General features: G+C 39.3%; 18 protein-coding genes. 2 read left to right on the top strand and 16 right to left on the bottom strand.

What is annotated here, in order from left to right; translation table 11 throughout:
• Nucleotides 1-102: 102 nt before the first annotated feature.
• From Q9M50_06045 to rpsB, 10 genes are all read right to left on the bottom strand, one after another.
• Nucleotides 103-1,575 (bottom strand): phosphomannomutase, encoded by a 1,473-nt coding sequence (locus Q9M50_06045; GenBank protein ID MDQ7090194.1) that lies wholly within the window; start codon nucleotides 1,573-1,575, stop codon nucleotides 103-105.
• Between the two features lie 230 nt (nucleotides 1,576-1,805).
• A complete protein-coding gene (locus Q9M50_06040; GenBank protein MDQ7090193.1) occupies nucleotides 1,806-2,519 on the bottom strand; it encodes a DsbC family protein in 714 nt (237 codons plus the stop codon).
• A gap of 68 nt (nucleotides 2,520-2,587) precedes the next feature.
• Nucleotides 2,588-3,946, bottom strand: a complete 1,359-nt coding sequence (gene rseP, locus Q9M50_06035; protein MDQ7090192.1) for an RIP metalloprotease RseP — start codon at nucleotides 3,944-3,946, stop codon at nucleotides 2,588-2,590.
• Nucleotides 3,946-5,127 carry a 1-deoxy-D-xylulose-5-phosphate reductoisomerase gene (gene ispC, locus Q9M50_06030; GenBank protein ID MDQ7090191.1) on the bottom strand — a complete coding sequence of 394 codons (1,182 nt, stop codon included), beginning with the start codon at nucleotides 5,125-5,127 and terminating at the stop codon, nucleotides 3,946-3,948. Before ispC ends, rseP begins: the two co-directional genes overlap by 1 nt.
• Nucleotides 5,124-5,999: a phosphatidate cytidylyltransferase gene (locus Q9M50_06025; protein MDQ7090190.1), complete on the bottom strand. Its 876-nt coding sequence runs from the start codon at nucleotides 5,997-5,999 to the stop codon at nucleotides 5,124-5,126. Before Q9M50_06025 ends, ispC begins: the two co-directional genes overlap by 4 nt.
• Before the next feature lie 33 nt (nucleotides 6,000-6,032).
• Nucleotides 6,033-6,785: an isoprenyl transferase gene (locus Q9M50_06020; protein ID MDQ7090189.1), complete on the bottom strand. Its 753-nt coding sequence runs from the start codon at nucleotides 6,783-6,785 to the stop codon at nucleotides 6,033-6,035.
• 12 nt (nucleotides 6,786-6,797) lie between these two features.
• Complete coding sequence (gene frr / locus Q9M50_06015) at nucleotides 6,798-7,355, bottom strand: ribosome recycling factor (GenBank protein MDQ7090188.1); 558 nt, start codon at nucleotides 7,353-7,355, stop codon at nucleotides 6,798-6,800.
• Complete coding sequence (gene pyrH / locus Q9M50_06010) at nucleotides 7,352-8,080, bottom strand: UMP kinase (protein MDQ7090187.1); 729 nt, start codon at nucleotides 8,078-8,080, stop codon at nucleotides 7,352-7,354. The genes frr and pyrH overlap by 4 nt, the downstream gene beginning before the upstream one ends.
• A 224-nt stretch (nucleotides 8,081-8,304) precedes the next feature.
• Nucleotides 8,305-9,198, bottom strand: a complete 894-nt coding sequence (tsf, locus tag Q9M50_06005; protein MDQ7090186.1) for a translation elongation factor Ts — start codon at nucleotides 9,196-9,198, stop codon at nucleotides 8,305-8,307.
• A gap of 107 nt (nucleotides 9,199-9,305) precedes the next feature.
• Entirely contained in the window at nucleotides 9,306-10,079 is a 774-nt protein-coding gene (rpsB, locus tag Q9M50_06000; protein MDQ7090185.1) for a 30S ribosomal protein S2, read from the bottom strand.
• 357 nt (nucleotides 10,080-10,436) lie between these two features.
• Between rpsB and map the strand changes: the two genes are divergently transcribed.
• Nucleotides 10,437-11,201, top strand: a complete 765-nt coding sequence (gene map / locus Q9M50_05995) for a type I methionyl aminopeptidase (GenBank protein ID MDQ7090184.1) — start codon at nucleotides 10,437-10,439, stop codon at nucleotides 11,199-11,201.
• A 3-nt stretch (nucleotides 11,202-11,204) separates the two neighbouring features.
• A complete protein-coding gene (gene glnD, locus Q9M50_05990) occupies nucleotides 11,205-13,823 on the top strand; it encodes a [protein-PII] uridylyltransferase (protein ID MDQ7090183.1) in 2,619 nt (872 codons plus the stop codon).
• A gap of 111 nt (nucleotides 13,824-13,934) precedes the next feature.
• Here the strand turns inward: glnD and Q9M50_05985 are convergent, their stop codons facing one another.
• The 6 genes from Q9M50_05985 to Q9M50_05960 all read right to left on the bottom strand — a co-directional run bounded on the left by Q9M50_05985 (nucleotide 13,935) and on the right by Q9M50_05960 (nucleotide 18,752).
• Nucleotides 13,935-14,501 carry a hypothetical protein gene (locus Q9M50_05985; protein ID MDQ7090182.1) on the bottom strand — a complete coding sequence of 189 codons (567 nt, stop codon included), beginning with the start codon at nucleotides 14,499-14,501 and terminating at the stop codon, nucleotides 13,935-13,937.
• 120 nt (nucleotides 14,502-14,621) lie between these two features.
• Entirely contained in the window at nucleotides 14,622-14,993 is a 372-nt protein-coding gene (locus Q9M50_05980; protein ID MDQ7090181.1) for a hypothetical protein, read from the bottom strand.
• Nucleotides 14,994-15,024: 31 nt separating this feature from the next.
• Entirely contained in the window at nucleotides 15,025-15,267 is a 243-nt protein-coding gene (locus Q9M50_05975) for a succinate dehydrogenase assembly factor 2 (GenBank protein ID MDQ7090180.1), read from the bottom strand.
• Nucleotides 15,268-16,068, bottom strand: a complete 801-nt coding sequence (locus Q9M50_05970) for a hypothetical protein (GenBank protein ID MDQ7090179.1) — start codon at nucleotides 16,066-16,068, stop codon at nucleotides 15,268-15,270.
• A 396-nt stretch (nucleotides 16,069-16,464) separates the two neighbouring features.
• Complete coding sequence (gene guaA / locus Q9M50_05965) at nucleotides 16,465-18,045, bottom strand: glutamine-hydrolyzing GMP synthase (protein MDQ7090178.1); 1,581 nt, start codon at nucleotides 18,043-18,045, stop codon at nucleotides 16,465-16,467.
• A 113-nt stretch (nucleotides 18,046-18,158) separates the two neighbouring features.
• Entirely contained in the window at nucleotides 18,159-18,752 is a 594-nt protein-coding gene (locus Q9M50_05960) for a TMEM165/GDT1 family protein (GenBank protein MDQ7090177.1), read from the bottom strand.
• Nucleotides 18,753-18,812: the final 60 nt, after the last annotated feature.

Below are 18,812 nucleotides of genomic sequence, written 5' to 3'. Positions count from 1 at the left end.
TATTTTATAATACAATCGTGAAGAACTCTGTTCTTGATCGCTCTAATGGGGATGGTTTTAACGTAGCCTCTGAATGAAGCTACTTAGAATTGAATGTGTATTTTATGACAATTGCCAACCTCGCATCAACTGCATACAATCATCATTTAATTGTTGCGCCTGTGCTTCGGTGTCGGCTTCATTGTAACAACGTAATTCCGGCGCATTCCCAGATGGTCTAAAATGGATAATATGACCTTGTTCAAAGGTAACCCGAACACCGTCCGTAGTATCCATTGAAATCGGCTTCCCTGCAATAGGGCCTAACTGTTTTTCAAGGGCGGTTAAATTAGCCTCATTATCGCCCGCCATCATTTCAGTAAGAATTTTTTGGCTTAAGGCCGTAGGAAAGGCTTTTAAACGATCACTCACGGTAAAACGAGGCGGTAATGCCTCTAATAATTTTGAAATAGGGGTTTGTTGATTGCAACTGAGCATTAAAATCGCTAAAGGAACGATAGCAGCATCACGCGTGGGTAAGGCGGCTAAACACTGCCCATTTTGATGAATGTCACTCCCTTGTAAGACACCGCCATTGGCTTCATAACCCATAACAATCGCCGCGTTTTTGGCTGCTTGCTGCATCGCTTCAATCACAAAAGGCGAACCAATACGGGTTCGACAGGTTTGGGTAAAATAATTTGATAATTCTAAGGCTGAATTACTGCTTACAGGGGTCACAACGGTATCGGCATTAAAATAGTGAGTGCATAATAACCCAGCTATATCTCCCCGTAACCAATTCCCCTTTTCATCACCGACTAAAGGACGATCCCCATCGCCATCGGTAGAAATTAAACAATCAAATTGATAGGTTTCAGACCATTGCTTACCTAAGATAATATCTTCGGCTCTAATGGCTTCGGTATCCACGGCAACAAAGCGATCGGAACGCGCTAATGAAGTAACCTCTGCACCCAAGGTCGTTAGGATTATTTTTAAACAATCGCGGGCAACCGATGAATGTTCATACAAACCAATGCGCTTACCGTGCAAACAATTTTTAGGAAAAAAATCAATAAAACGTTGAATATAATGTTGTTCTGCGGATTTATCAACGATCGGGAGGGGGGGCGACGTGAGTAACTCACTCGTGTCTAAAAATTTCTCGGAGGGTATTTCAACAACTTGCGCTCTAATTTCAGTCTCATCCGCTTTTAGAATTTCACCGTCGGCTTTATTAAATTTAATTCCATTACGGTCATCAGGAATATGACTTCCTGTGACCATAATAGTGGGGCATTGTTGATACAAACCGTAGAGCGCAATCGCAGGTGAAGGAATTGTGCCATAATTGACCGCTTTAAAACCTTTATCGGTAATCGCTTGAGCAACCACAGACATAATGCGCTGCGTACTCTTACGCAGATCCCCCGCAAGGCCGATTTCATCGCCTGCGTTTAAATTTGTTAAGGTTTGAAGAAAGGCGGTTGTATAAACCCAGCAAACTTCATCACTCATATCAGCGACAAGTCCTCTTACGCCACTGGTACCAAATGAAACACCGCTTTGTTCCATTAATGTAGAAACAGACATTGTTTTGTTTTTTAACGACATGATTATAGACCGAAGAGGTGAGATAATTTGAATTTAATAAAGAGTCTCTTTTTTAAAAATTCAAGGTTAATTGAGTATCAACCCGTTAGAATTTTTGGGTCTTTTAAAAATAGAGAAAATAGACGTGGAAATGAGATCCAATAAAGTTATCACGTTTAAACAGCGTAGGGCGTGTTGAATACGCCCTACACCACTGAATTTAAAACGCGTTATTTTTTTCTTTCAAGCTCTTTGATTAATTTATCCGCTGGTACATAACCAGGTAAAACGGTTCCTTTATCCGTCACAATCATCGGCGTTCCTTGAACTTCAAAAACTTCGGCTAAAGCCATGTGTTCGTCAATCGGATTATCACAGGTTTTTTTCTTAGGACTTGTGCCTAGTTTAGCGTCCGTCAATGCTTTTTTTCGGTCGATTGCACACCAGACAGAAACGGCTTTATCATACGATTCTGAGCCTTTGCCTGCGCGTGGAAAAAATAAATACCGAACAGTAATGCCTTTCGCTAAATACTGTTCCATTTCGGAATGAAGTTTACGGCAATAGCCACAATCTATATCGGTAAAAACAGACACGGTATGTTTAGATTTTTCAGGTCTAAAAACAATCATTTTTTCTTCGCTAATTCCATCCAGTGCGGTCATTCTTAAATTAGCTAATTTTGCTTCTGTAATATCTTTTTTAGCGATTAAGTCAAATAAATGTCCTTGGATTAAATAGTTTCCATCCTCTGAAACATAAAAAATAGCCCCTTTAATAGCGACCTCTTTTAATCCTGGAATTTCTGAATCTTTTAAAGAGATGATACTGACGGTGGGCATGGCCTTTTTCAAGGCGGCTTTAATTGCAACATCATCCGCCTGTACAGCGGAAAAAGAAAATAAACTTGCGGCAACTAACAGAGATTGATAAAAAAATTTCATAATTTATGGGCTTAAATAGCTTAAAGTTTTATTAAAAGTGTTTGAAACATGTGTTTATTTCTTCATTTTCAAAATAATCGTCCTACATCCAAAAAAACGGCAAAAAGCATTAACGACATTAATAAAAACAGTCCAACTTGTTGAAAAAGAATTTGAATGTTTTCTGAAACAGGGCTGCCTTTAATACCTTCGATAAGATAAAACATTAAATGTCCGCCATCTAAAACGGGAATAGGTAATAGGTTTAGCACCCCTAAACTGACACTGACAATCGCTAAAAATTTAAGAAAATGAATCAATCCCATTTCAGCTGATTGACCTGCATATTGGGCGATACTAATCGGTCCACTTAAATTATCAACAGAGGCTTTACCTGTTAGCATTTTTCCCATCATTTTTAATGAGGTGAATGCGTAGTAATAAGTTTGTTGTACCGCTGCAATAAAAGCCTCTCCAACAGGAAGTGAGTAATGAACACGAAATGAGTCCAGTAACGCATCATCAATATGAACCCCTGCCCCAATTCGCCCTAAAATTTTATCTTTAGTTTCAACGCGCTTAGGTGTAATCGTTAATGGTAAATGCAGACCTTCCCGAGAAATCAATAATTGAATCACGATTTCTGGACGTTGCTGTACATAATGAACCCATTGCATCCATTGCTCAATTTTAATCGTATCCGCACTGAGGATTAAATCACCGGGTTTCAAACCCGCCTCTTTCGCCGCACTATCATCTAACACACGACCAATGATAGGTTTTAATTTAGGGGTAAAGGGTTTTAAGCCCACACGATCATAAAGTAACTCAGGCTCCATTGCCGCTTCATTAGGAACATCTAAAAAATGAGTTCCTTCAAGGCCATCACGACTTTTAGTGACAACTTTTATCCCTTGCTCACTGCCAATCGCTAAGGCAAACAACGCCCCTATTGCCTCATTCCATGTGGGGGTCAGTTTATCATTAACTGAAATAATTTCCTCGCCCTCAGCAAACCCAGCCTGATAAGCTAAAGTTTTAGGGGCTACCTCCCCAATAATGGGACGCATTCCTGTTTCACCCATTACAAATATAACCCAATACAAGACAATCGCGAGGAGTAGATTAAAAATAGGTCCTGCGGCAACAATTGCTGCACGTTTCGCGAGCGGCTGGCGGTTAAAGGCAAAAGGAAGATCTTCTTTTTTAACATCACCCTCTCGCTCGTCAATCATTTTGACATAACCACCCAACGGAATAGCCGATAACGCGTATTCAGTAGAATCCGCTGTTTTTTGATATGCCCATATAATTTTACCAAAACCAATTGAAAATCGTACCACTTTAACGCCACATCGACGGGCAATCCAAAAGTGACCAAATTCATGAATGGCAACCAACAATCCAATCGCGACAATAAAATGAAAAAGTGTATATAACAAGTCCATTAAGGGGTTAATCCGTTAATTATGTCGATTGCCTTGTTTCTTGCTTTTTTATCCGTCGCCAAAACAATCGCTAAAAGGGATGCGTCTTCCGCAGTAAATTGCGCCATTGTTTGTTCAATAACCACGGCGATGTCGGTAAATTTTATTTTTTCATTCAAAAAGAAATCAACCGCAACTTCATTGGCTGCGTTTAATACTGTCGGCATAATTCCACCCGCATTAACCGCTTCTTTGGCTAAACGCAAACATGGAAATCGTTCTAAGTTCGGTTTTTCAAAGTTCATCTGCCCGACTTCAAAAATATCTAACGGACTCACGCCCGATTCAAATCGTTCTGGATAAGCCATTGCATGAGCTATCGGGGTTCGCATATCAGGATTTCCCATTTGGGCTAATACGGAACCATCTTCATAATCCACCATGGAATGAATAATGCTTTGTTTATGAATCACCACCTGAATCGCATCAGCCGGCATATTAAATAATAAACAGGCTTCAATGAGTTCTAAGCCTTTATTCATCATCGTGGCTGAGTCTACGGATATTTTTCGGCCCATATCCCATTTAGGATGTGCAACCGCTTCATCAGGCGTTACATCAACTAAGTCTTCTACCGCTGTTTCGCGAAAAGGGCCACCCGATGCCGTTAATAAAATTCGTCGGATACTCGCTTTTTCACCTGTACTATACCCTGCGGGCATACATTGAAAAATGGCATTATGTTCACTGTCTATGGGCAGTAGGGTTGCGCCAGACTCGGCAACCGCTTGCATAAAAATATTCCCCGACATTACAAGGGCTTCTTTATTGGCCAATAAAATAGTTTTACCTGCTTTTGCCGCCGCTAAGGAAGGCAACAAGCCTGCCGCCCCTACGATAGCGGCCATAACGGAATCAACCGCATCAAGAGCTGCGACCTTTTCTAAAGCGGCGGTGCCTGATAAGACCTCAATAGAGGTTATTTCTGCCGCTACCAATTTTTGCTGCAAACTAATCGCTTTTTCTTTGTTAACCATAACGGCGTAGCGAGGTAAATACGTTAAACATTGCTGATAAAGAACCTCAACATTAGTATTTGCGGTGAGTGCAATGACCTTGTATTTATCAGGGTGGCGAGACACAACCTCTAATGTGCTAACACCAATGGATCCTGTCGCGCCCAGTATACAAAGCCCTTTCATTGAAAAACCCCGAAACCAATTAAGGTAATACCTGCATAGAAAAAGGGAGCCGCTGCAATAATACTATCAATTCTATCTAAAACGCCGCCGTGTCCTGGAAAAATAATACCGCTATCTTTCACGCCACGTTGACGTTTGATTAAACTGAAAAATAAATCCCCATAAATTGAGACCAGAACCGTCAAAATCGACAGCAACATAAAGTCAATAATACTCATCCATGAAAATTTATACAGAATTCCAAGGACGAGTCCACAAATTCCCGCGCCGACTAAGGCACCATAGATACCCTGTACTGTTTTTCCTGGGCTAATATCAGGCGATAGCTTGTCTTTACCCAAGCGTTTACCGACAAAGTAAGCGGCAATATCAGCGACCCAGATTAAGATCATAAAATATAACACCATCTCTTCGCCATAAAGTAAGCGCAATCGACTAATAAACATCCACGCCGCTAATAATATAAACCAACCTGTAAAGGCTCGGTAATGCTGTTTTAATTCTAGTTTTAATAAGGATGTCGGTAATTGACGAATTAACATCATCATTATAATCCAAAATAACACAGGAGGAATGACAGTCCATTCTATCGCCCCTGAATATTCTCTAACATCACCCCATTCAAATTGTAAGGCAACCATTTCTAAAAACTGAGTCCAGAAAGCAACCCCTAACATAGGGAGTACTAAGCTTATTAAAAACAATATCCGTAAGCCGATTTGTTCCATTTTAATAAGATGAGTCCATTCCCACGCGCCAACTAAGACCACCAGTGCAATGACTAAGGAAAAGTGCAGTGAACTCAAAAAAAGGACCGCTGGAATAATTAAAACGGCTAAAATTGTTGCAGTAATAATACGTTGTAATAGCATGTTGGATTATTTTATTCTAATAATTATAATGAATTAGCTTTTAGAAAGCACTTGATCACCGGTGCGTCCAAAACGTCGTTGTCGGCCCTTGAAACTATCAATAGCTTTTTGTAATGCCGCAGAATTAAAGTCAGGCCATAAGGTCGGTGTGAAATAAAACTCAGTATAGGCAAGTTGCCATAAAAGAAAATTACTAATACGCTGCTCCCCCCCTGTTCTAATAAACAAATCAGGATCAGGTAAAGAGGCGGTAGAAAGATGCTGGGAAATAAGCGTTTCGGTGATGACAGGACTGGTTATTGTTTTATTCGTTATTTTTAAGGCAACCTGATTTGCGGCTTGAGCTATATCCCAATGCCCCCCGTAATTAACGGCAATCACCAGCGTCAAACCATCGTTATTTTTAGTGAGCCTTTCACCTTCGTTTATTTCATGCTGTAATTCACTCGAAAAAACAGCTCGCTCACCAATACAAACTAGTTTGACATTTTTACGCATCATTTTTTTTACTTCTGAACGCAAGGTCGTCACAAACAATTTCATCAATAACGAAACTTCTTCTTGGGGTCTACGCCAATTTTCACTGCTAAAAGCAAAGAGTGATAACACCTCTATTTTTTGGTCCGTACAAAAATCAACCAGTTCTTTAACGGTTTTTACCCCTGCTTTATGCCCAACGACTCGAGGCATAAACCGCTTTTTTGCCCAACGGCCATTGCCATCCATAATAATGGCAATATGGCGGGGTAAACCATTGTTAGTCGTAGGCAGGCTATCATTGCTCATAAGGAAACACCCCTACATTGATAGCAAATCAGCTTCTTTTAATTCCAGCTGCTTTTCAATTTTCTGAATAAATAAATCCGTCAATTTTTGAGTTTTTTCTTCCCCTGAATGCGCCTCATCCTCGGAAATAATTTTCTCTTTCAAGGCTTCTTTAATTTCAGAGTTCGCATCACGGCGAATACTTCTAATTGAAATACGCCCATTTTCAGCTTCATTTTTAACTAATTTAACTAAATCACGACGACGCTCTTCGGTTAAAGGCGGCAATGGAATACGGATAACCGTTCCTGTGGTCGCGGGGTTTAAACCTAAGTTTGAAGCCATAATTGCTTTTTCTATCGCTTGAACCATCGGCTTTTCCCAAGGCGTTACCTTTAAGGTTCTTGAATCTTCAATCCCTATATTAGCGACTTGAGATAAAGGCGTATCGGTTCCATAGTAAGAAACCTTAATTTGCTCTAACAAGCTTGGGTGCGCCCTCCCGGTACGAATACGGGTAAACGCATTAACTAACGCTTCAACCGATTTAGTCATCCGTTCTGAAGCCTCTTGCTGAATATCATTAATCATTTGTTTTGTCCTCGTTCAATAAATGAACCAATCTCTTCACCCTGCATAAGACGCATTAACGCGCCCTGCTCAAAAATATTCATAATTCGCATCGGCATATTATGTTCCCGACATAACACTAATGCGGTTGTATCCATGACCGCTAATTGCTGATCAATTGCTTCACTGTAAGTTAACGTCGGATAAAAAATAGCGTTCGCATTTTTATGAGGATCCGCTGAGTAAACCCCCTTAACTTTAGTCGCTTTAATTAATAATTGCGCCTCAATTTCAATCGCTCTTAAACTTGCCGCGGTATCGGTGGTAAAAAAAGGATTCCCCAGACCTGCGGCAAAAAGAACAACTCGCCCCTTATTGAGATGATTCATGGCTTTAGTTCGCACATAATCTTCACAAACATGGTTAATTTTTAACGCACTCATCACCCGCGCAGGCTGTCCTACAAATTCTAAGACATCTCGCATCGCCAGTGCATTAATGACCGTGGCTAACATCCCCATCTGATCGCCTGTCACTCGATTTAACCCTTCTGAGGTTTGTTGCGCACCGCGCAATATATTTCCCCCACCGAGTACCAAACCAATTTGTAAGCCCGCGTCACAAAGTGCTTTAATTTCTAGGGCAAGGCGTTTAATAATTTCTGCATCAATGCTACCGCCATCGTTACTCATTAAAGCTTCGCCACTTAATTTTAGTAAAATTCTCTGGCAAATCAATTTAGTCATCTTACCGAATCTCCATTAAAAGAAAATGAATATAAAAAATCAACATCCTTCATTGGGATTTATGCGTTATTGGACTTCAAATTCAAACGACACGCCAAAACAGAAGGAGATCTAAAAATTATTAAAAATTACTATAGGTGAGCGTGCAACCCACCTATATTTATCTAGCATTCGTGTCACTGGATAAAAACAGAATTCAACACGATTTTAAGGGGTGAAATTCGTTACCCGTTAACTTGCGCCATAACTTCCGCTGCAAAATCTTCATCTGCTTTTTCAATTCCTTCGCCCACTTCAAAACGACTAAAACGAACCACGCTGGTTTTATTTGATTTTAACAATTCAGCCACGGTGACTTTATCATCTTTAACAAATTTTTGACCGACTAAGGTAATTTCACTTAAGAATTTTTTAATCCGACCCGTCGCCATTTTTTCAATAATAGCATCAGGTTTTGATTTTCCTGTTTCTTCAGCTTCAATTTTAATACGTCCACTGATGATTTCTTTTTCTTTCGCAATCACCGCAGCAGGCACGTCTTCTTCTAATACACACTGAGGGTTTAATGCAGCAATGTGCATCGCAATATCTTTACCTAAGGCAACATTTTCATCACCCATCTCAACTAAAATACCAATTTTACTTCCATGAACATAACTGGCAATACTTCCTGTTGAGGTATATCTCTCAAGACGTCTTAAGGTAATGTTTTCACCCACTTTAACAATCAAAGCACGACGCGTGTCATCAACCGTTTTACCCGCTGATAATTCGGCAGCTAGTAATTCATCCGTTGAGCTAATCTCATTATTTAAGACTAAATCGGTGACTAAATTAACAAACGTAATAAAATCTTCACTTTTGGTTACAAAATCAGTTTCGCTATTAACATCAACCATCGCGGCTGTTTTCGCATCATCGCTAATTTTAATACCAATCATTCCTTCAGCGGCAACCCGACTCGCTTTTTTATCTGCTTTGGCAAGCCCCGCTTTTCGCATATTTTCAATAGCGATTTCCATATCACCTTCGGCTGCGGTTAAAGCGCGTCTACATTCCATCATGCCAGACCCCGTTCTTTGACGAAGTTCTTTTACCATTGGTGCCGTAATCTTCATTATTTCTTTTCCCATATATTTTGACCGTAAAAATGCCTCTTTTAAAGAGGCATTTTTGTTAATCCTATGTTTGATACCTGCGATTTTCAAAAATAGAACTTTATACCTTAAACGTCTTCTTTTACTTGATCCGCTTCCGACGTTGCTTCTTCAATAAAATCACCTTGTTGAGACGTTGCAGCCCCTTGTCCTTGTAAGGCAAGTTTAGCATTATTAACCGAATCTGCAGCCGCTTCACAATACAATTTAATCGCACGTATTGAATCATCATTACCTGGAATGACGTAATCAATACCCACAGGTGAATTGTTAGAATCAACCACACCGACGACTGGAATACCTAATTTTTTAGCTTCGGCAATCGCATTTTTTTCATAACCGACATCCAAGACAAAAATAACATCGGGAGTCCCGCGCATATCTTTGATTCCACCTAGGCTACGCTCAAGTTTTTCTAACTCACGATCCATGCCCAAGGCTTCTTTTTTACTAAAACGTTGATATAACGTTCCATCGGCTTTCATCGCTTCTAATTCTTTGAGGCGATTAATTGATTTTTTAATGGTTTTATAATTGGTGAGCATTCCACCCAACCAACGATGATTTACATAGGGCATTCCACATAATTTGGCTTGCTCGGCAACCGCTTTACGCGCTGCTTTTTTAGTCCCCACAAATAAAATATTACCTTTATTTGCAGTCACTTGACCTAAGTAATTCATTGCGTCATTAAATAAGGGAAGGGACTGTTCCAAATTAATGATATGAATTTTATTACGCGCGCCAAAAAGGTAATTAGCCATTTTGGGGTTCCAGTAACGTGTTTGATGTCCGAAATGAACTCCGGCTTCCAACATTTGACGCATTGACACTGCTGCCATTTTTTTCTCCTGATAATTAAACCACTTTATAACTAAAGTGATTATGGGTTACGCCTCTACTTATCCCGCCTAGCAACCTGTTTGACAACAAGCACCCTACCAAGCGTGTCGATAAATGTGAGTATTAAATTAAAAATAACTTACCTTTATATCATAATTTAATTTTTATACCAATAATTTATCCGTAAAATAGCGTAAAATAAAGATCAACTAAACATTTAAAACTTGAACTAATTTGCACGATAACCCTTTATCGGAGCTTATCTTTTTCTATAAAAAAAGAGAATAAGCCTAACTAAAACGAATAGATTGCGTTAACCTAACCAACATCTATCCACTAACCCCCCCCATTATTCAATGAGCATCCTTATCAAGACCGCTGACGAAATTGAAAAAATGCGTGTAGCAGGTAAACTTGCTGCCGACGTTTTAGACATGATCGCCCCTCACGTTGTTGCTGGTATTTCAACTAATGAACTCAATGATATTTGCCATGATTATATGGTTAATAGTCAGCAAACGATTCCCGCCCCTTTAAATTATAAAGGCTTCCCTAAATCAATTTGTACCTCGGTTAATCAGCAAGTTTGTCATGGTATCCCTTCTGAGAAAAAACTTAAAAAAGGCGATATTATTAATATTGATATTACGGTGATTAAAGCAGGCTATCATGGTGATACCAGTCAGATGTTTTGTATCGGTCAAGTGACTCCTTTTGCAAAACGTCTTATTGAAATAACGCGTGAAGCCATGTTTCTTGGGATTGAACAAATAAAACCGGGAAATCATTTTGGGGATATTGGTTATGTGATTCAAAAACATGCTCACAAACACCGCTATTCCGTGGTACAAGAATTTTGTGGGCATGGAGTCGGTAAAAAATTCCACGAACCGCCTCATGTCATGCACTATGGAAAAATGGGGACGGGTGAACTGTTTAAGCCAGGGATGATTTTTACGATTGAACCGATGCTAAATATGGGAAAACGTCAAACAAAAATACTTAAAGACGGCTGGACGGCTGTCACCAAGGATCGCTCTTTATCCGCACAGTGGGAGCATACTATTTTGGTCACGGAAACAGGCTATGATGTCTTAACTTTGCGTGCAGACGAGGTCTAAATCATGAGCATTTTTAGTGGATTATTTTCGACAACGCAACCGGTTGGTGAATTTAAAGCGTTGATGAAAACACAGGCCGAAAACTTAGAGCAACAATTTAATCCCCATAACGATGTTATCGAACTGATCCATCAAAAATCTGATTTTATTGATGAATTAGTCAGCACCATTTGGCATCACTTTATGGGGGATTTTGCCTTAAAGTTTAGTCTGATTGCCGTGGGCGGCTATGGTCGACGAGAATTATTTCCTTTTTCAGATGTTGATATCTTAGTTTTACTCGATCAATCCGACGAACAACGTTATCAAGAAAAGTTATCCACCTTCAATACTTTTTTATGGGACATTGGCTTAAAGCTTGGCTTAAGTGTCCGAACCTTAAAAGAATGTCGAAAAGTGGCCATTGAAGACCAAACGGTCATGACCAGTTTATTAGAAATGCGTCTAATTGCAGGTCATCAACGCTTATATGATAAATTAAAATATTATCGGGTCTACAATGAACTGATGCCATCCGATACCTTTTTTGCCGCTAAAATAGAGGAACAACATCAACGTTACTTTAAAGCCAATCAAACCGCGTTCAATCTTGAGCCTGATACCAAGGAAGGTCCAGGAGGATTAAGGGATTTACAAGTCATTGGCTGGGTCTTTAAATATCAGTATAAATCTGAAACCTTAAGAGAATTAATTAAGCATGGTTTTATTCCTGAATCTGAATATCAAGAACTGATTGAAGCTCGTAATATTATTTGGCGAATTCGTTATGCCCTGCATTTATTAACAGGACGAAGTGAAAACCGCTTATTATTTGATTATCAACGCGCACTCGCCATGCAATTTGGCTTTACCACCGACTATAAAAATCAAAATATTGAAGAGTTCATGCAGTTTTATTTTAAAACGGTCGTCGGAGTTGAACGTTTAAATGAAATGCTTTTACAACTTTTTAGTGAACGCTTTATTTGCCCCAAAGGCGATTGTAAGGCGATTATGATTAATCATTCTTTTGTGGCCATTAACGGCTACTTAGAAGCCCAGTCTAATAGCATCTTTGAACGTCAGCCGTTATTGCTTCTCAGTATTATTTTATTATTACAACAAAATCCTCAACTCAAAGGGATTCGCGCCACAACCATTCGTCTTATTCGTAAAAGCTTACCGCTGATTAATGATGAATTTAGACATAATACAAAGGCCAATCAACTCTTTATTGAAATTTTACGCCACCCGCACGGTATCACCCATCAACTTAGACGAATGAACCGTTATGGTATTCTTGCGGCTTATTTACCCGCTTTTGCCAATATTGTTTCACGAATGCAATATGATTTGGTGCATATTTACACGGTTGATGTTCACACCTTATTTGTTATTGGAAATTTACGACGTTTTGCCTTAAAAACACATCAGCAAGAACTCCCCTTTTGCTATGATGTTTTTCAACTTATTTCTAAACCTGAAGTCCTTTATCTTGCGGGCTTGTTTCATGATATTGCTAAAGGCATGGGCGGCGATCATTCAGAATTAGGTGAAGTCATTGCGATTGAATTTTGTCAGCAACATCAATTATCAACGCATGATAGTAAATTAGTTAGTTGGTTGGTTAGAAATCATCTATTAATGTCAATGACCGCACAGCGTAAAGATATTAGTGATCCTGAGATAATTTATGAATTTTCCTCTCAAGTGAACACAATAGAACGATTAAATTATTTGTATTTATTAACCGTGGCCGATATTCGCGCAACCAGTTCTAGTTTATGGAGTTCATGGAAGGATTCGTTATTAAAACAACTGTATAACGCCAGTTTGCGTGCCTTACATAGAAATTTACAAAACCCCATTTCTATCTCAAAACGCGAGGAAGAAAATAAAAAAGATGCCACCGAAATGCTATTTAAAGAGGGGCTATCGCTGGCAACCATTGAAGATTCATGGTCTCATACCAATCAAGGCTATTTTCTACGCTACAGTACCGATGAGATCGTTTGGCATACGTTAGCCATTTCTGCCAGTAACAAAACTGATTTGCCCTTGGTCTTATTACGCTCTCAAAGCAAACGAGGAAGTGCCGACGTTTTTGTTTATGCTAAAAATGAAGCGATGGTTTTTTCCATCAGTACCAGCAGCCTAGATCATTTGAATTTAACGATTCTTGATGCTCATATCAGTACCACTGATGATAAATATGTGCTGAATAGCTTTCAAGTTATTGAGCAATCAGGGGAACCGATTACGGATGAGCGTCAGAAAAAACGCATTTGTGAGTCTTTACGTCATAATTTATTAAAAAAACACATTAAAGAGCAAAAAAATATTCATCGCCAATCGCGCCAAGCTAAACATTTCCCTCTTAATAACCGTGTAGAATTTGAAAAAGATCCTTTAAAACGCTATACAATTATTGAGTTAATTACCACGGATAGGGCGGGTTTATTATCCGATATTGGACAAATTTTTATTACGCTAAATATTCAGCTTCATGATGCTAAAATTACAACGATAGGCAGTCGTGCCGAAGATATTTTTTATGTAACCGATCTTAAAGGTCAACTTTTAAGCCCCGAACAAGAAAATAAATTTAAAGTTACGTTATTAACACAATTAGATAGCGAATAACCAAGTACTCAATGCGGCTCGCCTCCTAATGTTTTAGGGGAACTGCTAAAAAGTAAAGCCTTACATTATTGAAAAAATGCAAACCATTACTTTTTTAGCAATACGTTTAATTTAGTTTAATACGCCGTTTAATAGTTGTAACTGATTAGTGACCGTGCCTGCACAAGGAAGTACCTTATTACGACTGGGTGCTTTTGCCCAAAAAGTTTTTATACCTGCTGAACCTTGAGTATAAACTTGATATTTAATGCTGCCATTATTAAAACTTAACCCTTGGCTATCATAACTAAAAAGACTCTGAGCCGCGCTTGAATCTTGAGGAAAACGCATATCAACATTATACGCATCTGACCCATAACGGTATTGTAATGAACCGCTGGTGTTCGTTAACCCATTAGAGGCACATACTGAAACGGTTTTTCCGCCTGCGGCCATGTCACAATTGAATAAGACTTGTTCGTTAGCATTACACAAACTATTGGCAGGTCGCGCAACAGGGGCAGGTTGTGATGGGATTGTTGCCACAGGTGGTGTCGCTACAGGGGGCGTTGCCACAGGGGTCGTTGTGTTATTGGGTGTTGTTGGCGTAGCTATCGTTGTATCCGGTGTTTTTGTATTACTACACGCCGACAAGGCTAAGACGATGAGACTTGCGGGAATTAAGATGGAATTTTTCATAAATGACTCCTAGTAGGTATTTTATGGATAAAAAATCACATGTGCTATGGATTTTAAAGAGGCCCCATTAAAAATGGGAAAAGACGCTATTGATTGCTCTCACATTTTAGCAACTGTTCATTACTTTGCGGACGTTAGTCCCGAAATTTTTAAAGCAACCAATAAAATTTTAAATTCAGTGTTTTTTAAAGCATCCCTAACAAGGATTAAGCTTTGTTTTTTAGAGCCATCTAAATAAAAATGTAACACAATAAACTGCGCGGTTAAAACCGTTGTCGGTAAAATGGTTATCGTTTGAAAATTAGTTTCAGTTTTCGCCAACTGCCATTTTACCTTCGAGCTGTATCGAATATAATAGGGCTGGAATTTTTTATAATCATGATAATAAAATAGCCCACTGAGAATAACGCCCCCGAAACTAAGTAGTTTACCTGCTCCAGATAAGTCATGATACACACTTGCAAAGGCGGCAAGACTATGAATAAAAATCAACCAAATACAACGTCGTTTTGACTGATTAATTTTAAATAAGTGGGGTGCTACGGATTTTGTTGATAAGTTGGGCAAATTTTGTTTCTTTAGAGTAAGGTTCGGCTAATAAAAAAACGATTAACTCGTTATCTTCAAGCGTTAAAAAATCTTCAAATAACTGTTGTTCTTGGGAGCTTGTCGCGCTATAACAGGTTTCTAAATAACCAACTAATAAACGATCCAACTCTTTTGTTCCGCGTCGGCATTGCCAGTTTAATTTTGCCTGTGACATCATTTATTTAATGAAAATTTGTAAGTTATAGGCCACATTCCCGCGTGAACCCTCAATAACTATTAAATACTGCCCTGAAATAGGCACTTCACCTAACCAATGTTTCATTTGATAGGCGGATTTTTTACCATTTAAAATTTCCCCTTTCACTTCAACAACGTCATCGGCCTCGGTGAGTCGATAAAAAGGTTTATAAATTGAAAAGGTCGCATTATTTTCTTGTGAGGCTAAATCAAGATTTAACATTTGCCCCTCACGCGCCGTAAAATAATAATAGTGGCTTTTACCTTTAAGCATATTTTTTTTATAGGCCGCAGAACTTGCTCCCTTAGCAAAGCGAATAATTTCACTCGCATCATCTAAGGTTTCGTCCCCTTTTGGTGTATTAACCGACGTTACAGGCGTTCCATTCCACTCTTTGGTTAAATCACCCTCACAGTTCCCCCAGAGGGCTTTCCAATGGGAGGGGAAATCCTTATCAATAAAATTAATATGAAAATAGCCCCAGTAAGTCGTCGTTCTACCGTTAACGCCCCCGCGCTCGGTCTCACAAGGAACATCACCGTTATCTTGCGCCCAATAGCCCTCATAAGAGCCTCGGTTATTATAAACCCCCGCTAAATTTTCAATATAGATAATCCCTCCATCACGACCATTATCATTATATTGCCACAATGCGGTGGTACCTGAATCTTCTGAATAGATAACTTTACCATGATTACTATTCCAAACTTCATCAGCAAAACTATTAAAACTAATCACTAAAGCAGTGCTAAAGAGTAGCGAGGCGATTGTTTTTTTCATAAAGATATCTCGGTACATTTGTTAATATTATAAATGTAATTCTGTTTTTATTATATTTTTTAGCCTTTTAAGCATTTAAAAAGGCTATAAACATCATTGTGTGATGAGGCGTAATCAGGGCTAATACCCTAACCATTACAGTCTAAAATAATAAAACTTCCTATTCAGCCAACAATAAATAACCTCTAAATGGCCTGTTTTTTTTGACTCAGCCCCCTGGCAACTAATATAGCAACTAAGGTCTATACATCGGGGGCCTCTTGATTTTCAACACGCTGTTTATATTTGTATACTATAAGCGAGGGGATACAGACTCACGAAAACTTATCACTATCATACCATTAACCGTTTCTGATAATTCATAATCCCCCGCAAGGCTCATTTCTAAGCCTTTATTTATTCCCATTCAATCGTCGCGGGGGGTTTGCCTGAAATATCATAAGTAACCCGTGAAATTCCCGATACTTCATTAATAATACGTCTGGAAATAATGTCTAAAAAATCATAAGGTAAATGCGCCCAGCGTGCTGTCATAAAATCAATGGTTTCTACCGCTCGAATCGCAATGACATAATCATAACGCCGTCCATCCCCCATCACACCGACCGATTTAATCGGCAAGAAAACCGCAAAAGCCTGACTAACTTTATCATATAAATCATGCTTATAAAGTTCTTCAATAAAAATAGCATCGGCTTGTCGCAATAAATCCGCATACGATTTTTTAATCTCGCCTAAAATTCGCACCCCTAAACCTGGCCCTGGAAACGGATGACGAAAAACCATATTCGCAGGTAACCCCAATTCTAATCCTAATTTACGCACCTCATCCTTAAACAGTTCACGCAAAGGTTCGACTAATTTTAACGTCATGTCATCAGGCAAGCCGCCCACATTATGATGAGATTTAATTAAATGAGCCTTTCCTGTTTTAGCCCCTGCCGACTCAATCACATCGGGGTAAATCGTTCCTTGGGCTAACCATTTAGCGTCTGTTAATTTATTGGCTTCTTCATCAAAAATTTCAATGAAAAGATTCCCAATAATTTTACGTTTTTTCTCAGGATCCGTCACCCCGACCAAAGCCGATAAATAACGCGGTTCAGCATTAACTCGAATAACCTTAACCCCCATGTGGGCCGCAAAGGTCGCCATCACTTGATCGCCTTCGTTTAAACGTAACAATCCTGTATCGACAAATACACAGATTAATTGTTCGCCAATGGCTTGGTGTAATAAGGCCGCCACCACCGATGAATCCACTCCGCCCGATAAACCTAAGATAACTTGTTCATTACCCACTTGTTTACGAACCGCTTGAATACTTTCTTTGATGATATTATCAGCGGTCCATAATGAATCACAGCCGCAAATTTCATTAACAAAGCGGGATAAAATAGCATGACCTTGCTTGGTATGCGTGACTTCGGGGTGAAACTGTAACCCATAAAAATGTTTATCTTCATTCGCAATCCCTGCAATCGGTGCGCCCTCAGAACTTGCAATTAATTTAAAGCCTTCGGGTAAATCGACCACACGATCACCATGACTCATCCAAACATCCAATAAACCATGTCCTTCTGAGGTCACTAAATCTTCAATATTATTTAATAATTGTGCATGTCCTCGCGCTCGAATTTGGGCAAAACCAAATTCTCGATGATCTGAACTTTCAACCTTTCCCCCTAATTGCTCGGTCATGGTTTGCATTCCATAACAAATCCCTAAGACAGGAATCCCCATTTCAAAAACAACAGGGTTGGCTCTTGGCGTATTATCACTGGTAACCGTTTCAGGCCCGCCCGATAAAATAATCCCTTTGGGTGAAAATTTTTGAATTGCTTCAGCAGAGGTTTCACACGAATAAATTTCGCAATAAACTCCACACTCACGTACTCGCCGCGCAATAAGCTGAGTATATTGAGAGCCAAAATCAAGAATCAAAATTTTATGGGAATGAATGTTTGTTGAGTTCATAGTGTGCGTTTATTAGTGAAATATAGACCTGAGTTGTATCCATAACAATACAACCGCTTTAATGTTCTAGGGGATTGGTTTAATGGGTTAGGATTAATACCTAACATTGAGTCTCAAACCGTGTAATTCAAATAGCTATTATAAGCGGCAACCAATGCGAAAATTAAAAAGAGGCTGCCACTAAAGCGATGCAGCAAAGTCATTGGGATTTTTTGCAAAATAGTTCGTCCTGCTAAAACGCCTAAAGCTGATGTCGTTGCTAAAGCGGCCGTTGCCCCTAACCAAACAGCCACGGGTAATGTGCTACTGCTTAATGCCACCACCGCTAATTGAGTTTTATCGCCCAATTCTGCCAACGTAATCAATAAAAAAGTACTAAAAAAAAGATTAGCCCCTTTTTTTTCAATGATTTCATCGTCATCATCCGCGTCAATAACCAACGAATGCAACCCAAAAAAGAAAAATAATACCGCGACTGTCGCAGAGATAATATAGCTAGGAAACCAACTCGCAATCGCCACACCAAAAACAACCGCTAAGGTATTTAATAGTGCAAATGCTATGATTGCCCCCAATAGAACGGGAAAAGCACGGTATCGTGAGGCTAATGCCATACATACTAATTGGCTTTTATCTCCCATTTCTGCGGCTAAAATAAGCGCGTAACTCGTACTCGCTGTTGTGGTAACGTCCGCTAAATTCCCCATAAAAAAGGGCTGAATGGCGATCGGTAAAAAATCGAATGTCACAATTAAAAAACTCAGGTT

The organism is Methylococcales bacterium (genome assembly GCA_030949405.1).
GTDB lineage: Bacteria > Pseudomonadota > Gammaproteobacteria > Methylococcales > Methylomonadaceae > WTBX01.
Note: the sequence above shows the minus strand (reverse complement) of the source record. Positions and strands in the feature narration are given on the sequence as shown.